The sequence below is a fragment of the Priestia aryabhattai B8W22 genome (assembly GCF_000956595.1).
Taxonomy (GTDB): Bacteria; Bacillota; Bacilli; order Bacillales; family Bacillaceae_H; genus Priestia; species Priestia aryabhattai.
The window spans coordinates 53,393-73,078 of record NZ_JYOO01000020.1; the positions used below are offsets into that span (position 1 = coordinate 53,393).

A 19,686-nucleotide genomic window follows, 5' to 3' on the forward strand; every position below is an offset into this window, starting at 1 on the left:
AGTAGAGCATTGATTAGAATATATTAAAATTGAAGAGGAGTGTATATCAGTGAGTAATTTAGCACCAGTATTATCTGAAGACATTATTAAGAGAGCAAACCTTCTTAATACAACTCTTATATCCGATGCAATGGGGTGTACAGGCTCAATGGATTGTAAAATTAAGCCTGTATCTACAGGAATGAAGGTAGTTGGAACCGCTCTAACTGTAAGTTTAAGACCTGGAGATAACTTATTTCTTCATCAGGCAATCTATGACGGTACAGAAGGATATGTACTAGTTGTAGATGGAAAGGGGCATACGGCAAATGCTTACCTTGGAGAATTAATGGCAGCTGCAGCTAAAGCTATTGGACTTGAGGGGATTATTATAGATGGGGCAGTTCGGGACAAAGAGACCCTTAGTCAATCAGGATTTCCTGTTTTCTCAAAAGGATTTATTCCGAATGGTCCTCTTAAAGATGGTCCAGGTGAGTTACATAAACCTATTTCTTGTGGAGGCGTAGCTGTTATTCCAGGAGATCTAATTATAGGTGATGATGACGGAGTTGTTGTAGTTCCAAAAGAAAAGATTGAAGAGGTTCTTTTTAAAGCCGAAAAAAAACTAGAGTATGAGAAAACACGTTTAGAAACGATCGAAGCATTTGAAAGAGCGCGTCTGCAAGGTGAATCTGGAGGTAACATTCAGCCTTCATGGTTAAGAGAACAGATGAAAGCATATGGATTATAAACAGAAGGGAGAGCTTTAAAGTGAAATTAGGTTTTATTGGATTTGGAGAGGCGGCCTTTGAGTTATCAGTTGGCTTAAAAGGCGAAGGTTTAGAAACCATTTTTGCTCATGATGTTATGATAGACCATCCTACATATGGTCCACAAATTAAAGAACGAGCTGCTCAAGCTCAAGTAGAACTTCTTTATAGACCCGAAGAAGTTTTAAAACAAGTAGATATAGTAATAGTAGCAGTACCCGCAGATAAAGCACTTGAAGTTAGTGAGATGCTAAAACCATTTATAAAGAAAGAATGTATCTATGTAGATGTATCAGCTTCCACTCCTATCGTGAAGCAAAAAATTAACATAAATATACAAGAGAAGAATGCATTCTTCGCAGATGCCGCAATGCTAGGTCCCCTGCCAGTTTATAAACATAAGGTTCCTATTTCAGCAAGTGGTAATGGTGTAGATCGACTGATTTCTTTAATGACTCCGTACAGTATGGACATAACTAAAGTAAGTGAAAAACCTGGTGATGCCTCTGCTGTAAAGCTAATTCGCAGCATTTATATGAAAGGTGTAGTTGCTCTTTATCTAGAGTTATTAGAAGCTTCTCATGAATTTAATGTAGAACAATTAGTCTTAGATTCTATTAGTGAAACTTTAGATAGTAAGAGCTTTAGAGAAACAATGAACCGATTGGTAACTGGAACCTCTATACATGCATTAAGAAGATCAATTGAGTTAGACGGCTCTATTCAAATGCTAGAGGCTTCTAATTTAAATTCTGTTATGTCTAGAGCAGCAAAAAGTAAGTTAGAAACATTGGCTTCATTTAATTTAAAAGAAAAGTTTAAAGGACAAAAGCCAGATCATTGGTTGGATGTTATCAAAGCATGTAAAGAAGATGCTGCTGTAAACAATTAAATAAACTAATCTATTATATCAATAGTAAGAGACGGGGAGATTTACTTGGGAACATGGAATTTTCAAAGCGGTTCTATTTGGTTAGAAAAGGGGTTTATTCCTAATAAGTCTACAAGTATAGCAGCTACTCATAATATTTCCAGAGATATTCATTTATCAGAATCAAATTTAATTGTAACAGCCCTAGGAGATTTTTGATGTGGGTGGTTACTGTAATCAATGCTTATTCAAGAGAACATAATATTATCATGTTTGAATTTAACACAGAAAGGGAGGCAAGAGAAACTTTCGTGAAATTACAAAACCATAAAATTTTTTCTGAAATTATCTGTTGCTATAATCCAGCTTCTCCTCTAGCTGTTAACTGAGTTCTTTTAAGCTTAGGAAATCTACTAAAAAAAGATAGTAAAGAAAGCCAAGCAAAATGAGTGAGCACGCAAATATAGTAATTCTCCAGAGCTTGACAATAAAAGAGATGTAAACGTTATGTTTAAAAATAAGATAGTGTTGGTAGCCAATGGCGGCCCAGGAATTAGAAAGGCTGCTTTCCATGATCAAACTTGTGGAAATTAAAAAATACCTCATATGACACTTATATAAAAGATAATTGCAGGTAAGGAATTATAAAAGAGGTTACAGGAAGAACTGTAACCTCGATTAAAACAACTAGAATTATATGTGTGTGAATTCTTATATAAGTGATTTTGCATTTCTCCCTAAAATATAAAAGCTACGTTAGAAATCCTCTTTTATTAAGTAGCACCTCAGTTGATCTCATTTCTTTCTTTTGAATCCAAAACTCGCGATATAGGCTATTACTAACGAAATAACCGCAGCAACACTAATTTTTATGTAAGAAATCCCCAAAGCCCAAGGACCATATTTATGGGAGTTCAAATGATACATAGACCACCATTCTCCACCTTGGCCTTTAGAAAAAGAGAAGATGATCCATAGAAGAAGCAAGAACAGAAACCATACAAAAAAGATGATACTATTAGCGATTTTCTTATTTATTGGTTAACCCTCCATCTCATAATTTATAGGTAATGTGCTTATCTCTTATTATAGTAACAGTAATCGGAAAAACGTAAGAGTTTTTATTGAAAGAGGCTGAGTAATCTAATTGATGTCTGCTTTGTGTAATACTAAAATTAAACCTAGCAACCTAAAAACATAAGTAGTAAAAGCATAGAAGGGAGGAGGAATAAATGAGTGATCTTGAGTTCTCTGAACGAACCTATACAATCTCTAACTTCAAACAAAATGGGTATGAAAAACTTGTCCTATCTAAACCACTTGATCAATACGAAGCGGAAGTTCCAGTTACAAGGCAATGGTTTTGGAGTACGGATATAGGAGAATGGGAAGAAGTTGAAATTACGGTAGAGGGAAATAGTGAAAAGCCATATGAGGAATTTATTGAAATGGCTGATTCTATATTGAAACAATTACATATCTATCTTGAACGGTCATTGAAGTATTTAAAGCAGTGCATCTCTATACAAAAATTTAGTGTCTATTATCTGTCCGCTGTAAGCTTTGGGCGGCTTTTAAATTTTGACGGACATATTCTTGCGGGATTTTCTTTAGCTTTTGTTTACGGGGATTATCCCAATGTATTTCAATATAAAGTAAAGTTCAACAGAAGTGGATGGCCTATTGGGTTTGAAGGTGGACCGCTACAAAAAATCAGAGTAGAGAACAACATATTAGTTTGTGACTATATATTTAGGGCGAATTTTTCAACAGCAGTTAAAGAGGGGAATGTATATTAAATGAGTGAATTTAATGAAAAAAAGACATTTGAAAAAGAGTTCTCAGAAGACGTAATTGACATAGCAGCGGTTACAGGTTCAGTAGGGATTGGTGCTGGAATGTCCAGTGAAGAGACGTTATGGACAGCATCAATTGATTTAATTGCATGGAAAAGTTTAGATGAAAATGAAGCTGTCAAAAAAGAAGAGATACAGCTTAGATGGTTAGTGGACGAGGAAGAAGTGGAAAAAGCAATGAATCTACTGCAAAGTAATACCGTTGTAAAGCTACAAGTACGTACGGGAACGGATTCAATGATGCTCGTTAACATTCTGGAAGCAGAGTATGAAGACGAAGAGTTAGAAACGATAGTAAAAAAATCAGTGAAGCCGGTTTATTATTATGATGAGATATTTGGCAAGTTTACACTTGAAAAAAGTGTTAAAGTTTTTGAAAAAAACATTTCGTGGGTTAATGAACAGTGCGAGCTGTATTTTGATTGGCATGAAGATGAAAGTATGATGGAGTCTGCGCTGAAGACCGCACATACACTTTTTGAAGAGCAGGACAAGTGGAGCCAAAAAATTAGAATGTATGCCGCAGCGGAACTGGTCGATTTAGCAAACGATTGGCTACAGGAAGAGGATGAAATAGAGGAAATGACAAAAGAAATGTTTATGGATTTGATGAGTTTAGACACTATATCCGTTTATCCGGAAGGTGATTTTGATTTTTATTTTTCTGATGGAGATATGTTTGCAGGCCATAGCATCATTGTAGAAGGAAATATAAACGGGACTTTTACTAGGGCTCAAATTGCAGGATGAATAGATTGATTAAATGATAGTTGAAAAACAATTATGTAGTTTAAGAGAAGGCTTTTATCCTTCTCTTTTTTAATTCAATCTTGTTTTTCCTCTTTTTAGGACTTGGAGCGTATACGAATTACCGTGCTGCTTACACGGATTTATATGAGTTTTTTTGTAAGAGTAAACGTTTACTATTAAGTTATTCTATGATAATTATATTTCTCTGTGATTTTTAACGATTAAAAGCAGTTTTCTGTCTTTATTTATCAGAAAATAAAAATTATATTGACAATTAACCGTTTACATTTTATGATTAATTACGTAAACGTTTACTATAAATTTAAAGTTAAAAACTAAAACAACAAAGGGGATGTTTTTAATGAAAAACAAAGTAAAATGGAGTGGCGTATTTCCAGCAGTTCTTATCCCATTCAAGGACGACTATTCAATTGATGAAGAAGGTTTTCGCTCTTTAGTTCGCTGGGTTGCAAGTCATGAAGGGGTTAATGGAATTGTAGTAAATGGACATACGGGAGAAATTATGACTTTACTACCTGAAGAGCGTGCAGAGGCTGTAAGAATTGCAGCTGACGAATTAAAAGGGCGTATTCCTGTTATCTCTGGTGTATCGGCAGAAGGAACAATCGAGGCTATCCAACATGCGCAAGCGGTAGAAAAAGCAGGAGGAAGTGGGATCCTTCTGATGCCTCCACATTCTTGGCTACGATTCGGGATGCAAGAAGAATCACCTGTTCAGTTTTTTAAAGATGTGGCAGAAGCGATTAACATCTCAATCGTTGTTCACCAATATCCAACTTGGACAAAAACTTCGTATACAACCAGTCAATTATTAGAAATGGCTGCTATTCCGAACGTTGTGTCTATTAAAGTCGGACAACGAGATATTGCACAATATGAAGTAGATATTCGAGCACTAAAAAAGAATGCGCCTGATGTTTCACTGTTAACGTGTCATGATGAATACTTGTTACCTACTTTAGTTCAAGGAATCGACGGTGCATTAGTTGGATTTGGTTGTTTTGTGCCAGATTTAATCGCAGAACTAGTGAAATGTGTGAAAGATCAAGACTTAACGGCTGCGAATGCTGTGTATGACCGTATCTTTGAATTAAAGCAGGCTGTATATAAAATGGATGAGCCTTCTTCTACTTCTCATTTGCGTATGAAAGAAGCGATGTATCAACGTGGATTAATTAGTAGTTCATTAGCGAGACGTCCAGTATTACCTTTAAAAGAAGAAGAAGTAGAAGAAATTCGTCAAGGCTTACTGAAAGTCGGATTATTAAAAGATGAAGTGAAAGCGTAATAAACATTGTAGATAGTGGTTGCAAGATTGCAACCACTATTCTTTAGTATTTAGGTGGGACTCGTTTATAATAGATAGATATACTTGACCCACGGAGGTATGTACTATGAGCGTAAGTATTAAGGACGTGGCACTTAAAGCTGGTGTGTCAACAGCTTCTGTCTCACGAGTATTGACAAATAAACCTGGTGTTGGCGCGAAAACCGCAGAACGAATTCGTAAAGTAATGGAAGAATTAGATTATCGTCCTAATTTAGGAGCTAGAGGACTTGTTAAACAAAACACAGGAAATATTGCAGTTGTGGTTCCACGAGGATCATTTATTTTGAACAATCCATTTTTTTCAACCGTTTTAGAAGGAATAGCGAAAGGAATCGACCAAACAGACTATAATATGATGATGTCATTTACCTCTTCTCAACAGAAGCGGTTGCTTGAAACTCAGGCTGTAGACGGGGTTATTCTTTTTGCACCTAGAAATGAGGAGCTAAGTCTAGAATGGTTAGAAAGTATTCGACTACCGATTGTCGTAGTGGGGAGCTATTTAGAAGGATCTCCTTTCCCGTGCGTGCGACCGGATGATGAAGATGGTATCAAACAAGCAGTGGATGCTCTTTATCAGCTAGGACACCGGAATATCGGAATCGTAAATGGGCCGATGAGTTCCATGCATAGTGTCAGGTGTTTAAATGGATATAAAAAGAAAATGGATGAACTAGGTTTACCTTTTTCTTCTGAAAACGTATTTGAGATTGATGAGTTTGACGCTTTAAAAGCAACAACAGAAGTAGCGACATTTTTAAAGAAACATAGTAACATTACAGCAGTCGTTTGCTCATCTGATTATTTAGCTATCGGTGTTATTAAGGCAGCCAACATGCTTGGACTATCTGTACCCAAAGATTTATCTGTGGTCGGGGCAGATGATGTTCCGATTTCAGATTTTATCACACCTGCTTTATCTACAGTGCATGTCGATTTATTAGGTATTGGTCAAAGAGCAACCTCGATACTGATGAATATGCTCGAAGGAAAACAGATTCGAAAAAAAGATGTCGTATTCAATATGGAGTATATTAACAGATCTACAACCGATAGTCCAAAACATAACTAAGATTCATACCTAGGCTCTAAAAAGATTTTAGAGTCTACTATTTGCTGCCTTTAACTGTAAACCCTTTCATTGAATTCCTGATTTAATAAGTTTTGTTTTACGTATCTTAGGGTGATTGTCATTCCGATTTGAGGGAATTGTTATTAAGGAGGATTTATGTATGAATACAGAATTGAACAGAAATTCTTCAGAACCTACTAAGAATATCAGCTATGATTACGAAGAAATTGGTTTGTCTAATCGTGCTACCGAACTGCTTACACGGATAGAAAGCGTTCCCTTTTCACGTTGGCATATTAAACCACGCGTAATTATGGGTTCAGCCACGTTTTTTGATGCTTTTGACGCGTTATCTCTGGCATTCGTTTTACCCGTGTTAATTGGAATATGGAATTTAACCCCTGGTCAAATCGGTATTCTTATCGGTTCTGGATATCTTGGACAAGCAATTGGAGCTATCTTCTTTGGGTGGTTGGCGGAACGATTTGGACGTGTCTATAGTGCTAAATGGACCATTTTTTTAATGTCAGTCATGAGTATTGCTTGTGCATTTGCAGGTAATTTTCATGCGCTACTGTGGCTACGGTTCGTACAAGGTATCGGAGTAGGTGGTGAAGTTCCTGTTGCTGCAGCTTATATAAATGAACTTTCAGTTGCACAAGGGCGCGGACGTTTTTTTATGCTATATGAAATGATTTTCCCTCTTGGGTTAATGATATCTGCACAGATTGGTGCTTTAGTTGTACCTAGCTTTGGATGGAAGTGGATGTTTTTAATCGGTGGTATCGGCGGGTTACTTGTTTTTTTATTTTTCTTTAAGCTGCGTGAATCGCCTCGTTGGCTAATTTCAAAAGGCAGGTTTGACGAAGCAGAACGAGTAATTGAAGAGATTGAATCGAGTACAGATAAACGTATAGAAGCAAAAATTAGTGCACCTCAAGCAGTAGTAAAAGGTAATTGGAGAGAATTGTTTTCCCCTTTTTACCGCAGTAGAACGTTAATTGTATGGACACTTTGGTTTTCTTCCTACTTTGTTGCGAATGGGCTTAACAACTGGCTTCCAAGTTTATATAAAACCGTGTATAACCTTCCATTGGAGGAATCTCTACATGCAGCGTCACTAACAAATGTGATTCAAACAGTAGCTGTGTTTGCTTGCGCATTACTGATTGATAGAGTGGGACGTAAAAGGTGGGCAACTATTGCTTTTCTAGTTGTAGGATTACTTTTAACAACCCTTTGGTTTAACGGTGCCAAATCTGCTGAAAGTGTTATGTATTTAGGTTCAGCAGCATACGGCGTCATGGGAACAATTACAGTTCTTCTCTATCTCTATACACCAGAAATTTATCCAACACGTATGAGAGTACTTGGAATCGCGTTTGCGACAGCATGGTTGCGACTAGCTTCGGCTATTGCTCCTACGATACTTGGCTTTGTGTTAGGGGCTAAGGGAATTACCTCTGTTTTTGTTCTGTTTGCTTGTGTAGCTGCAGTAGGTGCATTTATGGCATTTAAGATGATTGAAACACGTGAAAAGGTTTTAGAAGATATTGCTCCATAAAAGAACGAGTTCAAAGAGATAAGGTTAAGCCAATCTTATCTCTTTTATTAGTGAGTGCTGCTATTCATTTAGGAAAAAGAGTAAAGGTATAAATAAGAATGAAGAGTACAAGCCCTGTTTTGACTGACATGAAGAGAAAAATATGATGAAGTCTGCGCTGAAGACCGCACATAAACTTTTTGAAGAGCAGTATAAATAGATGGGGTGAATGATAGTTAAAAACAAGTATATGTTTTAAGAGAAGGGGTTTATCCTTCTCTTTTTTTATTTAATCTCATCTTATATTCATTTTCTTATTTAATCTATACCCAGAGTATGTGCCACCAAATATGGCAACAAACATAACGATCCAGATTCCTATCCACACCGAAATCGTATTAAAGCGTCCCTTTGCTACATGATTTTATTAGGTATTTCTTTTTATCAAGCAGCTCCTTAATTGATTTTATCTTTTTCTGTTAAATTTAAAACTCACTATATAAGCTATTACTAACAAAATAACAGAATACTATTTTTTATGTGAAAAAGTTCTAAAGCCCGAGGACCATATTTGTGCAAATTCACCAGGTAAGATAGTTCACCATCGTTCACTTTAACCGTTAGAAAAAGAGGTGATGAGGCATAGAAGAAATAAGGTTTCCTTCGTAAAGTAAATATTTTCACATCAAAATGGGTCATTGACAAAGAAAGTTCAGAAAAATATAATACTTATTATATTCTAATATTTTAATGCTTAAATGTTTAAAAGCAGCTAGGAGTTTACATATGACTCATACATTATCCTTAAATTCTTTATGCAGGCTTCATACAAATCTAGCAGAAGTCGATATTCAAAAGATTGATGAAGTTGCTAAAAATTTGCCGCTTATTGCTGATTTAAACCGAGCAAATGTGTTTATCGATTGTTTAACAAAAGAAGGACAGCATGCAGTTGTAGTGGCAGAAGCTGCACCAGAAACTGCACCGTCAGTTTATGAACGTCCAGTGGCAGGGAAATTTGTGTACGAAGCGTTTGAACCAGCAGTATTTTACACGCTGAAAAATGGAAAACCGATGTCTTTAAATCGCGCCTTAACACAAGAAGGAAAAACGGTAGAACAAAGTGTGGTTCCTATTAAAGGATTTAATAATCGTGTAATTGCTACATTGATTATGGAAAAAGATATCAGTGAAATGGTTGAACGTCAAGAAAAAATGAAAACGTTATCAAACACAAATGACACGTTAAGCGAAATTTTAATGGAGATGACAGAAAATGCTTCGCTTATTCCAGAGTTTATTGGAGAGGCCCTTTTCTTTATTGATCCTAATTTAAACATTCTATATTTTAATTCAGCTGCTTTCAATTTGGTTTCTGAAGTCTGTTCCTCAGAATGTAAGGTAGGGAATCAAATCATCGAATATTTCCCTTGTTTAGAAGAGTTATTTTATCATCCAGAAAAGTTGTTTATGCAAGAAGTGACTATTTTGAATAAGGTATTTCAAGTCAAAAAAGTTAGTTTAAAACAAGAAAGCTCAACGAATGGTGCTTTTATTACATTTCGAGATATGACTGAACTTAGAGAGCGAGAAAGAGAACTTGTTGTCAAATCAGTCATGATTCAAGAAATTCATCATCGTGTCAAAAATAATTTACAGACTATTGCGAGTTTATTGCGTCTTCAGATGAGAAGGGGCCTTCCTGAAGAAAGTAAGGCTCATTTTGTCGAGAGTCTTAACCGGATTTTAAGTATCGCTTCTGTGTACGAGATTATTCTTTCCAACTCTAGTGTAGACAATGTAGATATTCTTAGTTTGATTGAGAAAATTGGTAATATGCTAGTGTATAGCGCCACGGATGAAAATAAAAATATTTCAATTGAATATTCGGGCACTCAGCTTTTTACAGAGTCGGATAAAGCTGTCTCTATAGCATTAATTATTAATGAGCTTATTCAAAACTGTATGAAACATGCGTTTAAGGGGCGAGAAGAAGGTAACATTCACGTTTCTTTTCAACAGAATAACCATGAGATAGAGGTTATAATTAAAGATAATGGTATTGGGTACTCAAAAGAAGCCAAGCCATCTTTAGGGTTAGATATAGTTACCATGATGGTCACTCACGATTTATCTGGTCAATTTTCAATTGAGAGAACTTCAAATGGCACCATGGCATTAGCTAGGTTCCCATTAGAAAGAGGGGGACACCATGACTAAACGAATTATAATTGTTGAAGATGAGTCAATTGTACGACTAGATTTATCAATGATGCTCTCTGATAATGGTTATGAAATAGTAGGAGAAGCCGGAGATGGTGAAAAAGCGGTTGAATTAGCTTTTTCACTAAAGCCAGATCTAATTATTATGGATATAAAAATGCCTAAGTTAAATGGACTAAAAGCAAGTGAAATTATTTCAAATAAATATAATATTCCTATTCTGCTGTTGACAGCATACAGTCAGAAGGAGTTTATTGATAAAGCGAAAAAAGCGAATATAGTAGGCTATTTAGTAAAACCAATCTCTGAATCCAATTTAATTCCAGCAGTTGAAATTGCTTTACAACAAGCAGAAAATGCAAAAATGTATGAGCAAAAAGTTCAGGAAATGAATAATGAACTGAAGAAACGAAAAATTGTTGAAAAAGCAAAAGGAATTTTAATGGATAAATATAATTTAACAGAAGATCGTGCTTTTAAAAAAATGCGGACTATTAGCATGAAAAAGCAGGTTACACTAGAGAAGTTAGCAAAACACATCATTGAGAAATATGGAACTTAACCTCACTATACAAGTAAATAGTTTGAGCAAAGGTGCTTAGTGGTTTTAAGTGATAAAAAACCACCTGGCACCTTTTTGTCTTTTTTAAGGGAATAATTTTAATCTTTCTCTAGTAGCAAAGCTCTTAACAGGTTACTTCATACGCTTTAAATAGATAGAAATAGTTAAACTATTATCTATTTAAATAAAAATCATCATATAGGGGGAATTGGGTGTGGTTATCATCGGGAAAATCGTGATTTATATTATCATGACTTGTGCAGTGTGTGGGGCTATTGCTGCGATTAGAAATAGTGATGAAGGGTTAGGAAAGCAATTCATGGAAGGATTGCATTCTATCGGGTATATTTTTATACCAGCGGCTGGTATTATGGCTGCAACTCCATATCTTTCGTGGTTTATTAGTACGGTATGCGGTCCTTTTTTCTCAGCTATTGGGGCAGACCCTGCTATTGCTGCCACCTCTATCTTAGCAACGGATATGGGAGGATATCAATTAGCACACGTATTAAAAGAGTCGTATGAAGGATGGGTCATGGCCATGATAGTAGGATTTATGGCCGGAGCAACCATTGTATTTTCGATTCCAGTAGGACTTGCCATGCTTGATAAACGCGACCATAAATATATGGCGCTGGGCGTTATGTCAGGTGTGTTAACGATTCCTATCGGTGCTTTTATTTCAAGTGTTTTGATTATGGTAACCAATTCTGATGTGCGTGAAATTATTTCCACTACCAGTGATTCAACATACGAATTTACGCTAAGTTATTTAAAAATTATTTTGAATTTATCTCCACTTTTATTATTTGTTGTTCTATTAGCGGTAGGACTATATTTCCTGCCTGATTTAATGATTAAAGGATTTATGTGGTTTGGGCGTATCATGGATGCTGGAATTAAGCTAGTTCTTGTTTTCTCCATTGTTGAAATTTTTACGGGCTTATTCTCTCATTTATTTGGAAGCTGGGGATTTCATCCAATCATGGCGGATAAAGCCGATCAATTTCGTGCGCTAGAAACAGCAGGTTATATTGGAATCATGCTTGCTGGTGCATTTCCAATGGTTTATTTGCTTCAAAAATATGCAGGAAAGCCGCTTGAAGCTTTAGGGAAAAAACTCGGATTAAGTAAAGAAGGAAGTGCAGGTATTTTAGCTACGATTGCTAATATTTTAGCGATGTTTAAGCTCATTCGCAGCATGCCTCCAAAAGACAAAGTTATTAATATTTCGTTTGCAGTTTGCTCGGCATTTTTATTAGGAGATCATTTATCTTTTACAGCCAATTTTCAGCCGACATTAATTCTTCCAGTTATTATCGGGAAGTTCTCAGCAGGTTTAATAGGCATTGGTTTAGCATATTGGCTATCTGTTCCAAAAGCCTTAGAGCTAGAAAAAAGGATCGCGAAGCAGGCATTATTGGAAAAGACGAGTACTTAAGTTCAGCAGCTGAAGAAAATGAAGAGGCAGAAGAAAAAAGCAGTAAGACACAAGTGATGTAAGTATTGTATAGAGTTTGTACGATAAGGGAGAGGTAATTTTTATGAGTGAAGAAAAAAAGCGTTTTATCCAAGAGTTTGTTCCTGGAAAACAAATTACATTGAGCCATTTAATTGCAAATCCAGATCCGGATATGTTCGAAAAATTAGGTATACAGCAAGAAGGAGCTCTAGGCATTCTAACATTGACTCCCAGTGAGACCGTTATTATTGCAGGTGATTTGGCTACAAAAGCTGCACATGTTCAATTAGGTTTTTTAGATCGTTTTACAGGAAGTCTTGTTATTGTGGGGAGCGTTTCAGAAGTAGATATGGCCATGAGAGAAATCAATCGTTTTCTCTCCGAAACATTAGGTTACACACCTTCAATTATCACAAAATCCTAATTGTATAGTAGGAAGGGGAGACTTATGCATAAAAAAAACAGAGCCATGCTCATTGGCTCAATTGGTGCCGGTAAATCGACATTAACAAATGCTCTGCTTGGAAAGCCGGTCGAGGCAGTTAAAACACAAGCTTTAATCTATTATGATTGGATCGTTGATACACCTGGAGAATATGTTGAAAATCCTTTTTTTTATAAAAATATTATGGCAACCGCTCTTGAAGTTACACATGTGTTATATTTGCACGACGCTACAAAGAAAAAGACATTCTTTCCACCCAATTTTAGTACAGGTATTAATAAGTTAGCTATTGGGGTCATTACAAAAAGTGATGCAGAAGATGCTGATGTGAGCTTAGCTATCAAAAAAGCAAGACAAGTAGTTGTAAATGGTCCTATTGTTGTCACTTCTTCCCTTAATAAAGAAGGGCTTGAAGAGATTCGAGCTTTGGTACAGTGCCAGTCTTTACAAGAGATGAAAGAGTGTAGTGATAATTGGAAATCGAAAACTATTATTTTTAAATGAAAACCTTTACATTTTGTAAGAAATCAGTTATATTCTAAATATACAAAAAAATTACGGGCAAAGGCGCCTTATACAGCTATCTTTCAGGAGATAGTTCGTATGAGGTGCCTTTTTTATTTGACTAAAACACGACTAATTAGCAATCAGTAATGACTAAAACCTTTTGCTGATTGAAGGTTGGCGAGGTGGAGGGATATGAAGCGATACGAACCGCTAAAAGAGGAGATTATCAGTGCAGGAATTGATATAGGAACAAGCACGACCAAAATTGTGTTAAGCCAATTTTCTCTGATGAATATGGCAGGAGGAACACACTTGCCGCGTATTGAGATTATTGATAAAGAAATTATTCATCGCAGCCCGATTTATCGAACACCACTTCTCACATCCACAACAATCGATATTGAAGCAATAGAGAAGCTTGTTAGAAATGAGTATGATAAAGCAAACGTTGGTTCTGAAGACATTAAAACAGGTGCAGTGATTATTACAGGTGAGACAGCAACTAAGCAAAATGCGGAAGAAATGATTCACCATCTTTCAAATCATGCCGGTGAGTTTTTAGTAGCAACTGCTGGTCCCGATCTAGAGGGAATTATTGCAGCAAAAGGATCAGGAGCTTACCAATACTCCAAAAAAACGAGCAAAACGATTGCCAATATAGATATTGGCGGGGGAACCGCTAATGTAGCAGTTTATCGAATGGGAAGGCTGTGTGGAACCTGCACATTGCATATAGGAGGCAGGCTGATTGAGTTTTCGGAAGATAAAATCAGTAGCATTTCACCACCCGTTAGAAACCTATTAAAAGAGTGGAATAGTACTCTTGCAAAAGGTGATGTAATGGTGGAAGAAGAGGTAAAGAATATAACAAATTATATGGCTGATGTGATTAGCCGAATGCTAACACGTACTATGACGGCAGAGGACAAGATACTACTTTTAGGGCATGAACCGAATTGGAAAGAAGAAATTGATGTCATTATGTTTTCTGGTGGAATTAGTGAGTGTCTCTATCAATATGAGTCTAAAGGTGTTGAACAAGCTCCTTACCACGACATAGGAATAATGCTTGCAGACTCTTTAAAAGATAGTCAGAGTTTGAAGGGATGGTCATGGATTCAGCCTGATGAAACCGTTCGCGCAACCGTTCTTGGTGCCGGTACACAAACGACTGAAATCAGTGGAGCCACGATTCAAGTAGAAACCAAAGATTTACCTGTACGAAATATACCTGTTTATCAAATTTCTTTTAAGGATGGGTTTCAAAAAAGTGTTCATCACTTAAAGGATGCTGTAAAAGATGCAATTGAGATACATGACCCGCAGCAGGAAGGACAAAATTTTGCCTTGTACTTATCTGGACTTCCATATGTAGGATTTCGAGATATTCAACAATTGGCAAAAGGTCTGCTAGAAGCAGTGAAACAAAAAAGTAAAAGAGATCAGCCGTTGATCATTGTTCTTGAAAGCGATCATGCCAAGGTATTAGGGCAAACGCTTGTTGCCCAAGATTCGTCGCAAAGCATTATTTGTATTGATCAAATTAAGGTGGAACACGGTGACTACTTGGATATTGGCCAATTGCTACAAACAAGTGTAGTACCGGTAGTAGTCAAAACCCTTACGTTCCATTCATAAGAAAGGGGGCTTCACTGTTGAAGTTACATACACATTATTTAGGTGCTGTTTATCAATTTTCTGATTTAAAAGATTTGTTTGCTAAGGCAAACGAAGAAAAGTCTGGCGACCGTCTGGCAGGTTTAGCTGCAGAAACCGTTCAAGAAAGAATTGCTGCAAAGGAAGTGCTTAGTGAACTAACACTTGCTGATATTCGCGAAAACCCAATGATCTCACCAGAAGAAGACGAAGTATCTCAAATTATTGAAAGTCAAGTAAATGAACCTATCTATCAATCGATGAAAAATTGGTCCGTAGCAGAACTTAGAGAGTATATCTTAAGTGATGAAACAACGGGTGAGGATTTAAAGAGGATTAGTCGAGGGTTAAATAGTGAAATTATTGCTGCAGTAGCAAAACTAATGTCAAACCTCGATTTAGTTCACGCCGCAAATAAGGTTGAAATTTTAACAAAATGCAACATTACTATTGGCCAAAAAGGAGTCTTAGCTTCTAGACTGCAGCCTAATCATCCTACAGATAATGTAGAGGGTATGATTGCTTCTTTAAAAGAAGGGCTGTCTTACGGAATTGGAGACGCTGTTATTGGTATTAACCCTGTAGATGATTCAGTTGAAAGTGTAAAACGGCTGCTCCACGCTACGAAAAATTTTATGAATGATTGGGAAATTCCAACTCAAAACTGTGTCTTAGCTCATGTTACGACTCAGATGAAAGCCATTGAACAAGGAGCACCAGCGGATATGATTTTTCAAAGTATTGCTGGAACAGAAGCCGCTAACCGTTCATTTGGAATCAGCGCAGCCTTACTAGAAGAGGCAAATCAATTAGCTAAAAGTCACGGAACAGGAACAGGGCCTCAGTGCTTATATTTTGAAACAGGACAGGGTTCTGAGCTATCAGCTGAAGCGCACTTTGGGATGGATCAGCTAACGTTAGAGTCTCGTAACTATGGGTTTGCACGTCATTATGACCCTTATATTGTAAATACCGTGGTTGGTTTTATTGGACCTGAGTACTTATATAACAACAAACAAGTTATTCGTGCAGGTTTAGAAGATCATTTTATGGCAAAGATGCATGGAATTCCGATGGGTGTAGATATTTGTTACACCAATCATATTAAAGCAGATCAAAATGATATTGAAGATTTAGGTGTATTGCTAACTGCTGCAGGCGTTAATTTTATCATTGCAACACCAATGGGTGATGATTGTATGCTTAACTATCAATCAATGAGCTACCATGATGTAGCGACTTTAAGGCAAACGATGGGGAAACAGCCTTCTCCTTTATTTGCAGAGTGGCTCGAGAAAATGGGGATTTTTGAACAAGGGAAATTAAGTAAATATGCAGGAGATCCAAGTATTTTTACAAGGTAGGTGATGAAGAAGATGAATCCTGAATTGATTGAAAAAATTACACGATCCATTGTCGAAAAGCTAGAAAAACAATCTAGCTTCGAACAAAGCTCTCCTACTGACGATAGTCAAAGCAGCGTAACTTTTTGGGCTCATACATCCAATGCAAATAAGAAAGTGATTAATGGTCCTATAGCTGAAGTAGTAGAAGCTGATTCGGCAAAGGAATTAATTAAATTTCCGAATATTCAAGAAGTTGATTCAACATCTCTGCCTGAAAGTAAAATGACTATTCCACAGGAAGAAAAAGATATTGAATCAAAACAGCAGGTGGCTGGTATTAAAAATCCAGTGAATCAAGAAGAATTAGATACATTAATTCAAAAAACACCTGCTCGAATCGGAATTGGCAGAGCAGGCTTACGTCCACGAACAGAAACATGGCTGAAATTCCGCTATGACCATGCAGCAGCCGTTGATGCTGTTTATGGCAATGTGAACGACGATCTCTTAAAACGATTGAATTTATTTAAAGTAAATACTCAGGTAACAGATAAAGAAGTGTACATTCGCCGACCGGATTATGGACGAAAGCTATCAGACGAAGCCAAAAAGTGCATTCAAGAAAAATGTACCAAATCACCAACTGTTCAAATTATTGTTTCTGATGGTTTAAGCTCCAAAGCCATTGAAGAAAATGTCGAGGACGTTTATTTATCTCTTCAACAGTCCTTAAAAAGTGCAGATTTAAATGTAGGCGTTCCGTTTTACATAGAAAAAGGTCGAGTTGCTGTAATGGATGACATTGGTGAACTTCTGACGCCAAAAGTGGTGGTACTTTTAATTGGAGAACGTCCGGGACTTATAAGTGCAGAATCCTTAAGTGCCTATTTATGCTATGAACCGAGAAAAGGAATGATTGAAGCTGAGAGAATGGTGGTTTCCAATATTCATAAAGGCGGCATTCCTCCAGTTGAAGCGGGTGCTTATCTCGGTACATTGGTTCAAAAAATTTTAAAATATGAAGCTAGCGGTGTATCGCTTGTTCAAAAAGAACAATAGAGGTGAATAGGAGTGGCTTTAACACGTATCCATGCTGACATTTTAGCCGTTCGTGTGATTCCAAATGTGGATGACGCTTTAGTTCAGCAGTTTAACTTGCAGCCTTACCATAGAAGTTTAGCCATGTTTACATCAAGTATTGATGATGTGGGCTATACAGCTTTAGACGAAGCCACCAAAAGAGCAGATGTTGAGGTAGCTTATGCCCGTTCCTTTTATGCTGGTGCTGCTCATGCGTCAGGTCCGCTATCAGGTGAAATGATTGGTGTATTAGCGGGTCCAAGTCCAGATGAAGTTAAAGCTGGCATTGATGCCATTTTACAAGTGACGAAATCAGATGCCTATTTTGAAGCATTAGATGAAGAAAAAAATCACGCGCTGTATGCACATGTGGTGGCAAGGACAGGTTCTTACCTTTCTAAAGAAGCAGGAATCGATATTGGCGAACCACTAGCTTATTTAATTGCCCCGCCACTAGAGGCTATGTATGGACTTGATGTAGCGCTTAAAGCAGCTGATGTAGAGCTTGTGAAATTTTTTGGTCCTCCTTCTGAAACAAATTTTGGCGGTGGTTTTTTAACAGGATCTCAATCAGCCTGTCAAGCAGCTGCTGATGCGTTCCGCCAGGCTATTTTAGACATTGCAAGAAATCCAGTTCATTATTAAAAAGCTTATAGACAGTAGAAAGGAGTTGTTGGATGTGCAGTTTGATCAAGATCTTCAATCTTTACAGGAGATGCGAAATGCAGTGGAAAAGGCAAAAGCCGCACAGCAGGTATACTTGAATTTTACACAAGAGCAAGTAGATCGCATCGTTGAACGAGTTGCCGAAGCAGCTTATTCTAAAGCGTTGGAATTAGCAAAAATGGCAGTTGAAGAAACGCGGATGGGTGTTGTAGAACATAAGAAAATTAAAAATGAGGTAGGATCTAGAGCTGTTTATGAATCAATTAAAAATGAAAAAACAGTAGGTATTGTTCACGAAGATAGAGCGAACAAAGTGGTAGAAGTCGCCTCTCCTTTTGGGGTTGTTGCTGGAATTATTCCTACAACCAACCCAACTTCAACGGCTATCTTCAAGACATTAATTAGTTTAAAAACTAGAAATGCTCTAGTGGTCAGCCCTCACCCCCGGGCAATGAACTGTACAGTAGAAGCGCTTAAAATTTGTGCGCGTGCAGCAGTCGAAGCGGGAGCTCCGGAAGGACTTATTGGTTGGATTTCCAATCCTTCTATGGCTGCAACCAATGAATTAATGAAGCATAAAGATGTGAATTTAATTTTAGCAACAGGCGGAAGTGCTCTCGTTCGCGCAGCGTATAGTTCTGGGAAGCCAGCTTACGGTGTAGGTCCAGGAAATGTACCTGTATATATTGAAAAAACTGCAAAGGTTGACCAAGCAGTAAAAATGATTGTCGATAGCAAAACGTTCGACAACGGCACGATTTGTGCAACCGAGCAAGCGATTGTTGTTGACCGTAATATTCAACAAATGGCTATTAGAGAATTAAAGAATAATGGAGCCTACTTCTTAAATTCAGAAGAGAAAGCCAAAATGGAAAAAGTGATTTCACCAATTCCAAAGAAGCTTAATCCAAATATTGTTGGTCAAAGTGCTGTAAAAATTGCTGAAATGGCAGGTATTACAGTACCTTCTGATACACGAATCTTAGTTGCTGAAGAGACAAAGGTGGCAAAGGATGTTCCGTTTTCGATTGAAAAGCTAGCACCTATTTTTCCATTGTATACAGCTAAGAACGAAGAGCAAGCAAGGGAATTATGTTTAAGCTTATTAAATCTTGGTGGAAGAGGTCACAGCTTATCGCTTCATACAAACGATGATGCGGTAGCTAAAACGTTTGCTCTTGAAATGCCGGTCTCAAGACTGATGGTCAACACACTCTCGTCAGTGGGAGCTGTGGGTGGTACGACTGGACTTAAGCCATCCTTTACACTAGGGTGCGGTTCGTTTGGAGGCAACATTACGTCAGACAATGTGACCGCTCGCCATTTATTAAATATTAAGCGAATGGCTTACGGCACAAAAGAGGTGACAATTCCAAAACCATCTTTATCTTCTACCTCTGCTTCATCAGATACAAAAGATCATCAAGACGTACAGGAAATTGTCAACGAAGTTATGAATCAATTAAAGCCACAGGGACCGATTGATTCAGCAGCAATTTCTGAAATGGTTAATCAAGCACTTCAAAAATATCAAACAAACTAATTAG

At 37.1% G+C, this 19,686-nt stretch carries 17 protein-coding genes and 1 pseudogene; all 18 read left to right on the forward strand.

The genetic code is table 11. From position 1 onward, the window contains the following. The first annotated feature begins 49 nt into the window (after nucleotides 1–49). Entirely contained in the window at nucleotides 50–730 is a 681-nt protein-coding gene (locus tag N178_RS16225) for an S-adenosylmethionine--2-demethylmenaquinone methyltransferase (RefSeq protein WP_045293499.1), read from the forward strand. A 20-nt stretch (nucleotides 731–750) separates the two neighbouring features. Further along, nucleotides 751–1,641 (forward strand): prephenate dehydrogenase/arogenate dehydrogenase family protein, encoded by an 891-nt coding sequence (locus tag N178_RS16230; protein ID WP_045293501.1) that lies wholly within the window; start codon nucleotides 751–753, stop codon nucleotides 1,639–1,641. A 45-nt stretch (nucleotides 1,642–1,686) separates the two neighbouring features. Continuing rightward, the gene (locus tag N178_RS26765; RefSeq protein WP_160297361.1) at nucleotides 1,687–1,839 is read left to right on the forward strand and encodes a hypothetical protein; all 153 of its coding nucleotides are present in this window, start codon (nucleotides 1,687–1,689) and stop codon (nucleotides 1,837–1,839) included. A gap of 1,013 nt (nucleotides 1,840–2,852) precedes the next feature. Continuing rightward, nucleotides 2,853–3,419 (forward strand): hypothetical protein, encoded by a 567-nt coding sequence (locus tag N178_RS16240; RefSeq protein ID WP_052942410.1) that lies wholly within the window; start codon nucleotides 2,853–2,855, stop codon nucleotides 3,417–3,419. Continuing rightward, the gene (locus N178_RS16245) at nucleotides 3,420–4,226 is read left to right on the forward strand and encodes a DUF2262 domain-containing protein (RefSeq protein ID WP_045293506.1); all 807 of its coding nucleotides are present in this window, start codon (nucleotides 3,420–3,422) and stop codon (nucleotides 4,224–4,226) included. Between the two features lie 361 nt (nucleotides 4,227–4,587). Then, nucleotides 4,588–5,535, forward strand: a complete 948-nt coding sequence (locus tag N178_RS16250; protein WP_013058385.1) for a dihydrodipicolinate synthase family protein — start codon at nucleotides 4,588–4,590, stop codon at nucleotides 5,533–5,535. A 106-nt stretch (nucleotides 5,536–5,641) separates the two neighbouring features. Next, complete coding sequence (locus N178_RS16255; RefSeq protein WP_045293508.1) at nucleotides 5,642–6,649, forward strand: LacI family DNA-binding transcriptional regulator; 1,008 nt, start codon at nucleotides 5,642–5,644, stop codon at nucleotides 6,647–6,649. Between the two features lie 160 nt (nucleotides 6,650–6,809). After that, nucleotides 6,810–8,213, forward strand: coding sequence for an MFS transporter (locus N178_RS16260; protein ID WP_045293510.1), 1,404 nt, complete (start codon nucleotides 6,810–6,812; stop codon nucleotides 8,211–8,213). 765 nt (nucleotides 8,214–8,978) lie between these two features. Beyond that, nucleotides 8,979–10,412 carry a sensor histidine kinase gene (locus tag N178_RS16265; RefSeq protein WP_045293511.1) on the forward strand — a complete coding sequence of 478 codons (1,434 nt, stop codon included), beginning with the start codon at nucleotides 8,979–8,981 and terminating at the stop codon, nucleotides 10,410–10,412. Further along, nucleotides 10,405–10,977: an ANTAR domain-containing response regulator gene (locus N178_RS16270; RefSeq protein ID WP_045293513.1), complete on the forward strand. Its 573-nt coding sequence runs from the start codon at nucleotides 10,405–10,407 to the stop codon at nucleotides 10,975–10,977. The genes N178_RS16265 and N178_RS16270 overlap by 8 nt, the downstream gene beginning before the upstream one ends. 250 nt (nucleotides 10,978–11,227) lie before the next feature. Continuing rightward, a pseudogene (eutH, locus tag N178_RS16275) lies at nucleotides 11,228–12,480 on the forward strand (ethanolamine utilization protein EutH). A gap of 41 nt (nucleotides 12,481–12,521) precedes the next feature. Next, nucleotides 12,522–12,863, forward strand: a complete 342-nt coding sequence (gene eutS / locus N178_RS16280; RefSeq protein WP_013058372.1) for an ethanolamine utilization microcompartment protein EutS — start codon at nucleotides 12,522–12,524, stop codon at nucleotides 12,861–12,863. A 24-nt stretch (nucleotides 12,864–12,887) separates the two neighbouring features. Further along, nucleotides 12,888–13,388, forward strand: a complete 501-nt coding sequence (locus tag N178_RS16285) for a EutP/PduV family microcompartment system protein (protein WP_045293515.1) — start codon at nucleotides 12,888–12,890, stop codon at nucleotides 13,386–13,388. Nucleotides 13,389–13,583: 195 nt separating this feature from the next. Further along, nucleotides 13,584–15,029: an ethanolamine ammonia-lyase reactivating factor EutA gene (locus N178_RS16290; RefSeq protein WP_045293516.1), complete on the forward strand. Its 1,446-nt coding sequence runs from the start codon at nucleotides 13,584–13,586 to the stop codon at nucleotides 15,027–15,029. A 17-nt stretch (nucleotides 15,030–15,046) separates the two neighbouring features. Then, complete coding sequence (locus N178_RS16295; RefSeq protein ID WP_045293517.1) at nucleotides 15,047–16,411, forward strand: ethanolamine ammonia-lyase subunit EutB; 1,365 nt, start codon at nucleotides 15,047–15,049, stop codon at nucleotides 16,409–16,411. Nucleotides 16,412–16,423: 12 nt separating this feature from the next. Further along, on the forward strand, nucleotides 16,424–17,452 hold the full coding sequence (gene eutC / locus N178_RS16300; protein WP_045293519.1) for an ethanolamine ammonia-lyase subunit EutC: 1,029 nt from the start codon (nucleotides 16,424–16,426) through the stop codon (nucleotides 17,450–17,452). Nucleotides 17,453–17,464: 12 nt separating this feature from the next. Next, a complete protein-coding gene (gene eutL, locus N178_RS16305; RefSeq protein ID WP_013058367.1) occupies nucleotides 17,465–18,118 on the forward strand; it encodes an ethanolamine utilization microcompartment protein EutL in 654 nt (217 codons plus the stop codon). Nucleotides 18,119–18,152: 34 nt separating this feature from the next. Continuing rightward, nucleotides 18,153–19,682, forward strand: a complete 1,530-nt coding sequence (locus N178_RS16310; RefSeq protein WP_080890207.1) for an acetaldehyde dehydrogenase (acetylating) — start codon at nucleotides 18,153–18,155, stop codon at nucleotides 19,680–19,682. Nucleotides 19,683–19,686 lie beyond the last annotated feature (4 nt).

Coding starts and splice junctions, on each gene's coding strand:
- N178_RS16285 (WP_045293515.1), top strand. CDS start 12,888: ATGCATAAAAAAAACAGAGCCATGCTCATTGGCTCAATTGGTGCCGGT.
- N178_RS16250 (WP_013058385.1), top strand. CDS start 4,588: ATGAAAAACAAAGTAAAATGGAGTGGCGTATTTCCAGCAGTTCTTATC.
- N178_RS16265 (WP_045293511.1), top strand. CDS start 8,979: ATGACTCATACATTATCCTTAAATTCTTTATGCAGGCTTCATACAAAT.
- eutC (WP_045293519.1), top strand. CDS start 16,424: ATGAATCCTGAATTGATTGAAAAAATTACACGATCCATTGTCGAAAAG.
- N178_RS16290 (WP_045293516.1), top strand. CDS start 13,584: ATGAAGCGATACGAACCGCTAAAAGAGGAGATTATCAGTGCAGGAATT.
- eutS (WP_013058372.1), top strand. CDS start 12,522: ATGAGTGAAGAAAAAAAGCGTTTTATCCAAGAGTTTGTTCCTGGAAAA.
- N178_RS16260 (WP_045293510.1), top strand. CDS start 6,810: ATGAATACAGAATTGAACAGAAATTCTTCAGAACCTACTAAGAATATC.
- N178_RS16255 (WP_045293508.1), top strand. CDS start 5,642: ATGAGCGTAAGTATTAAGGACGTGGCACTTAAAGCTGGTGTGTCAACA.
- N178_RS16245 (WP_045293506.1), top strand. CDS start 3,420: ATGAGTGAATTTAATGAAAAAAAGACATTTGAAAAAGAGTTCTCAGAA.
- N178_RS16270 (WP_045293513.1), top strand. CDS start 10,405: ATGACTAAACGAATTATAATTGTTGAAGATGAGTCAATTGTACGACTA.
- N178_RS16240 (WP_052942410.1), top strand. CDS start 2,853: ATGAGTGATCTTGAGTTCTCTGAACGAACCTATACAATCTCTAACTTC.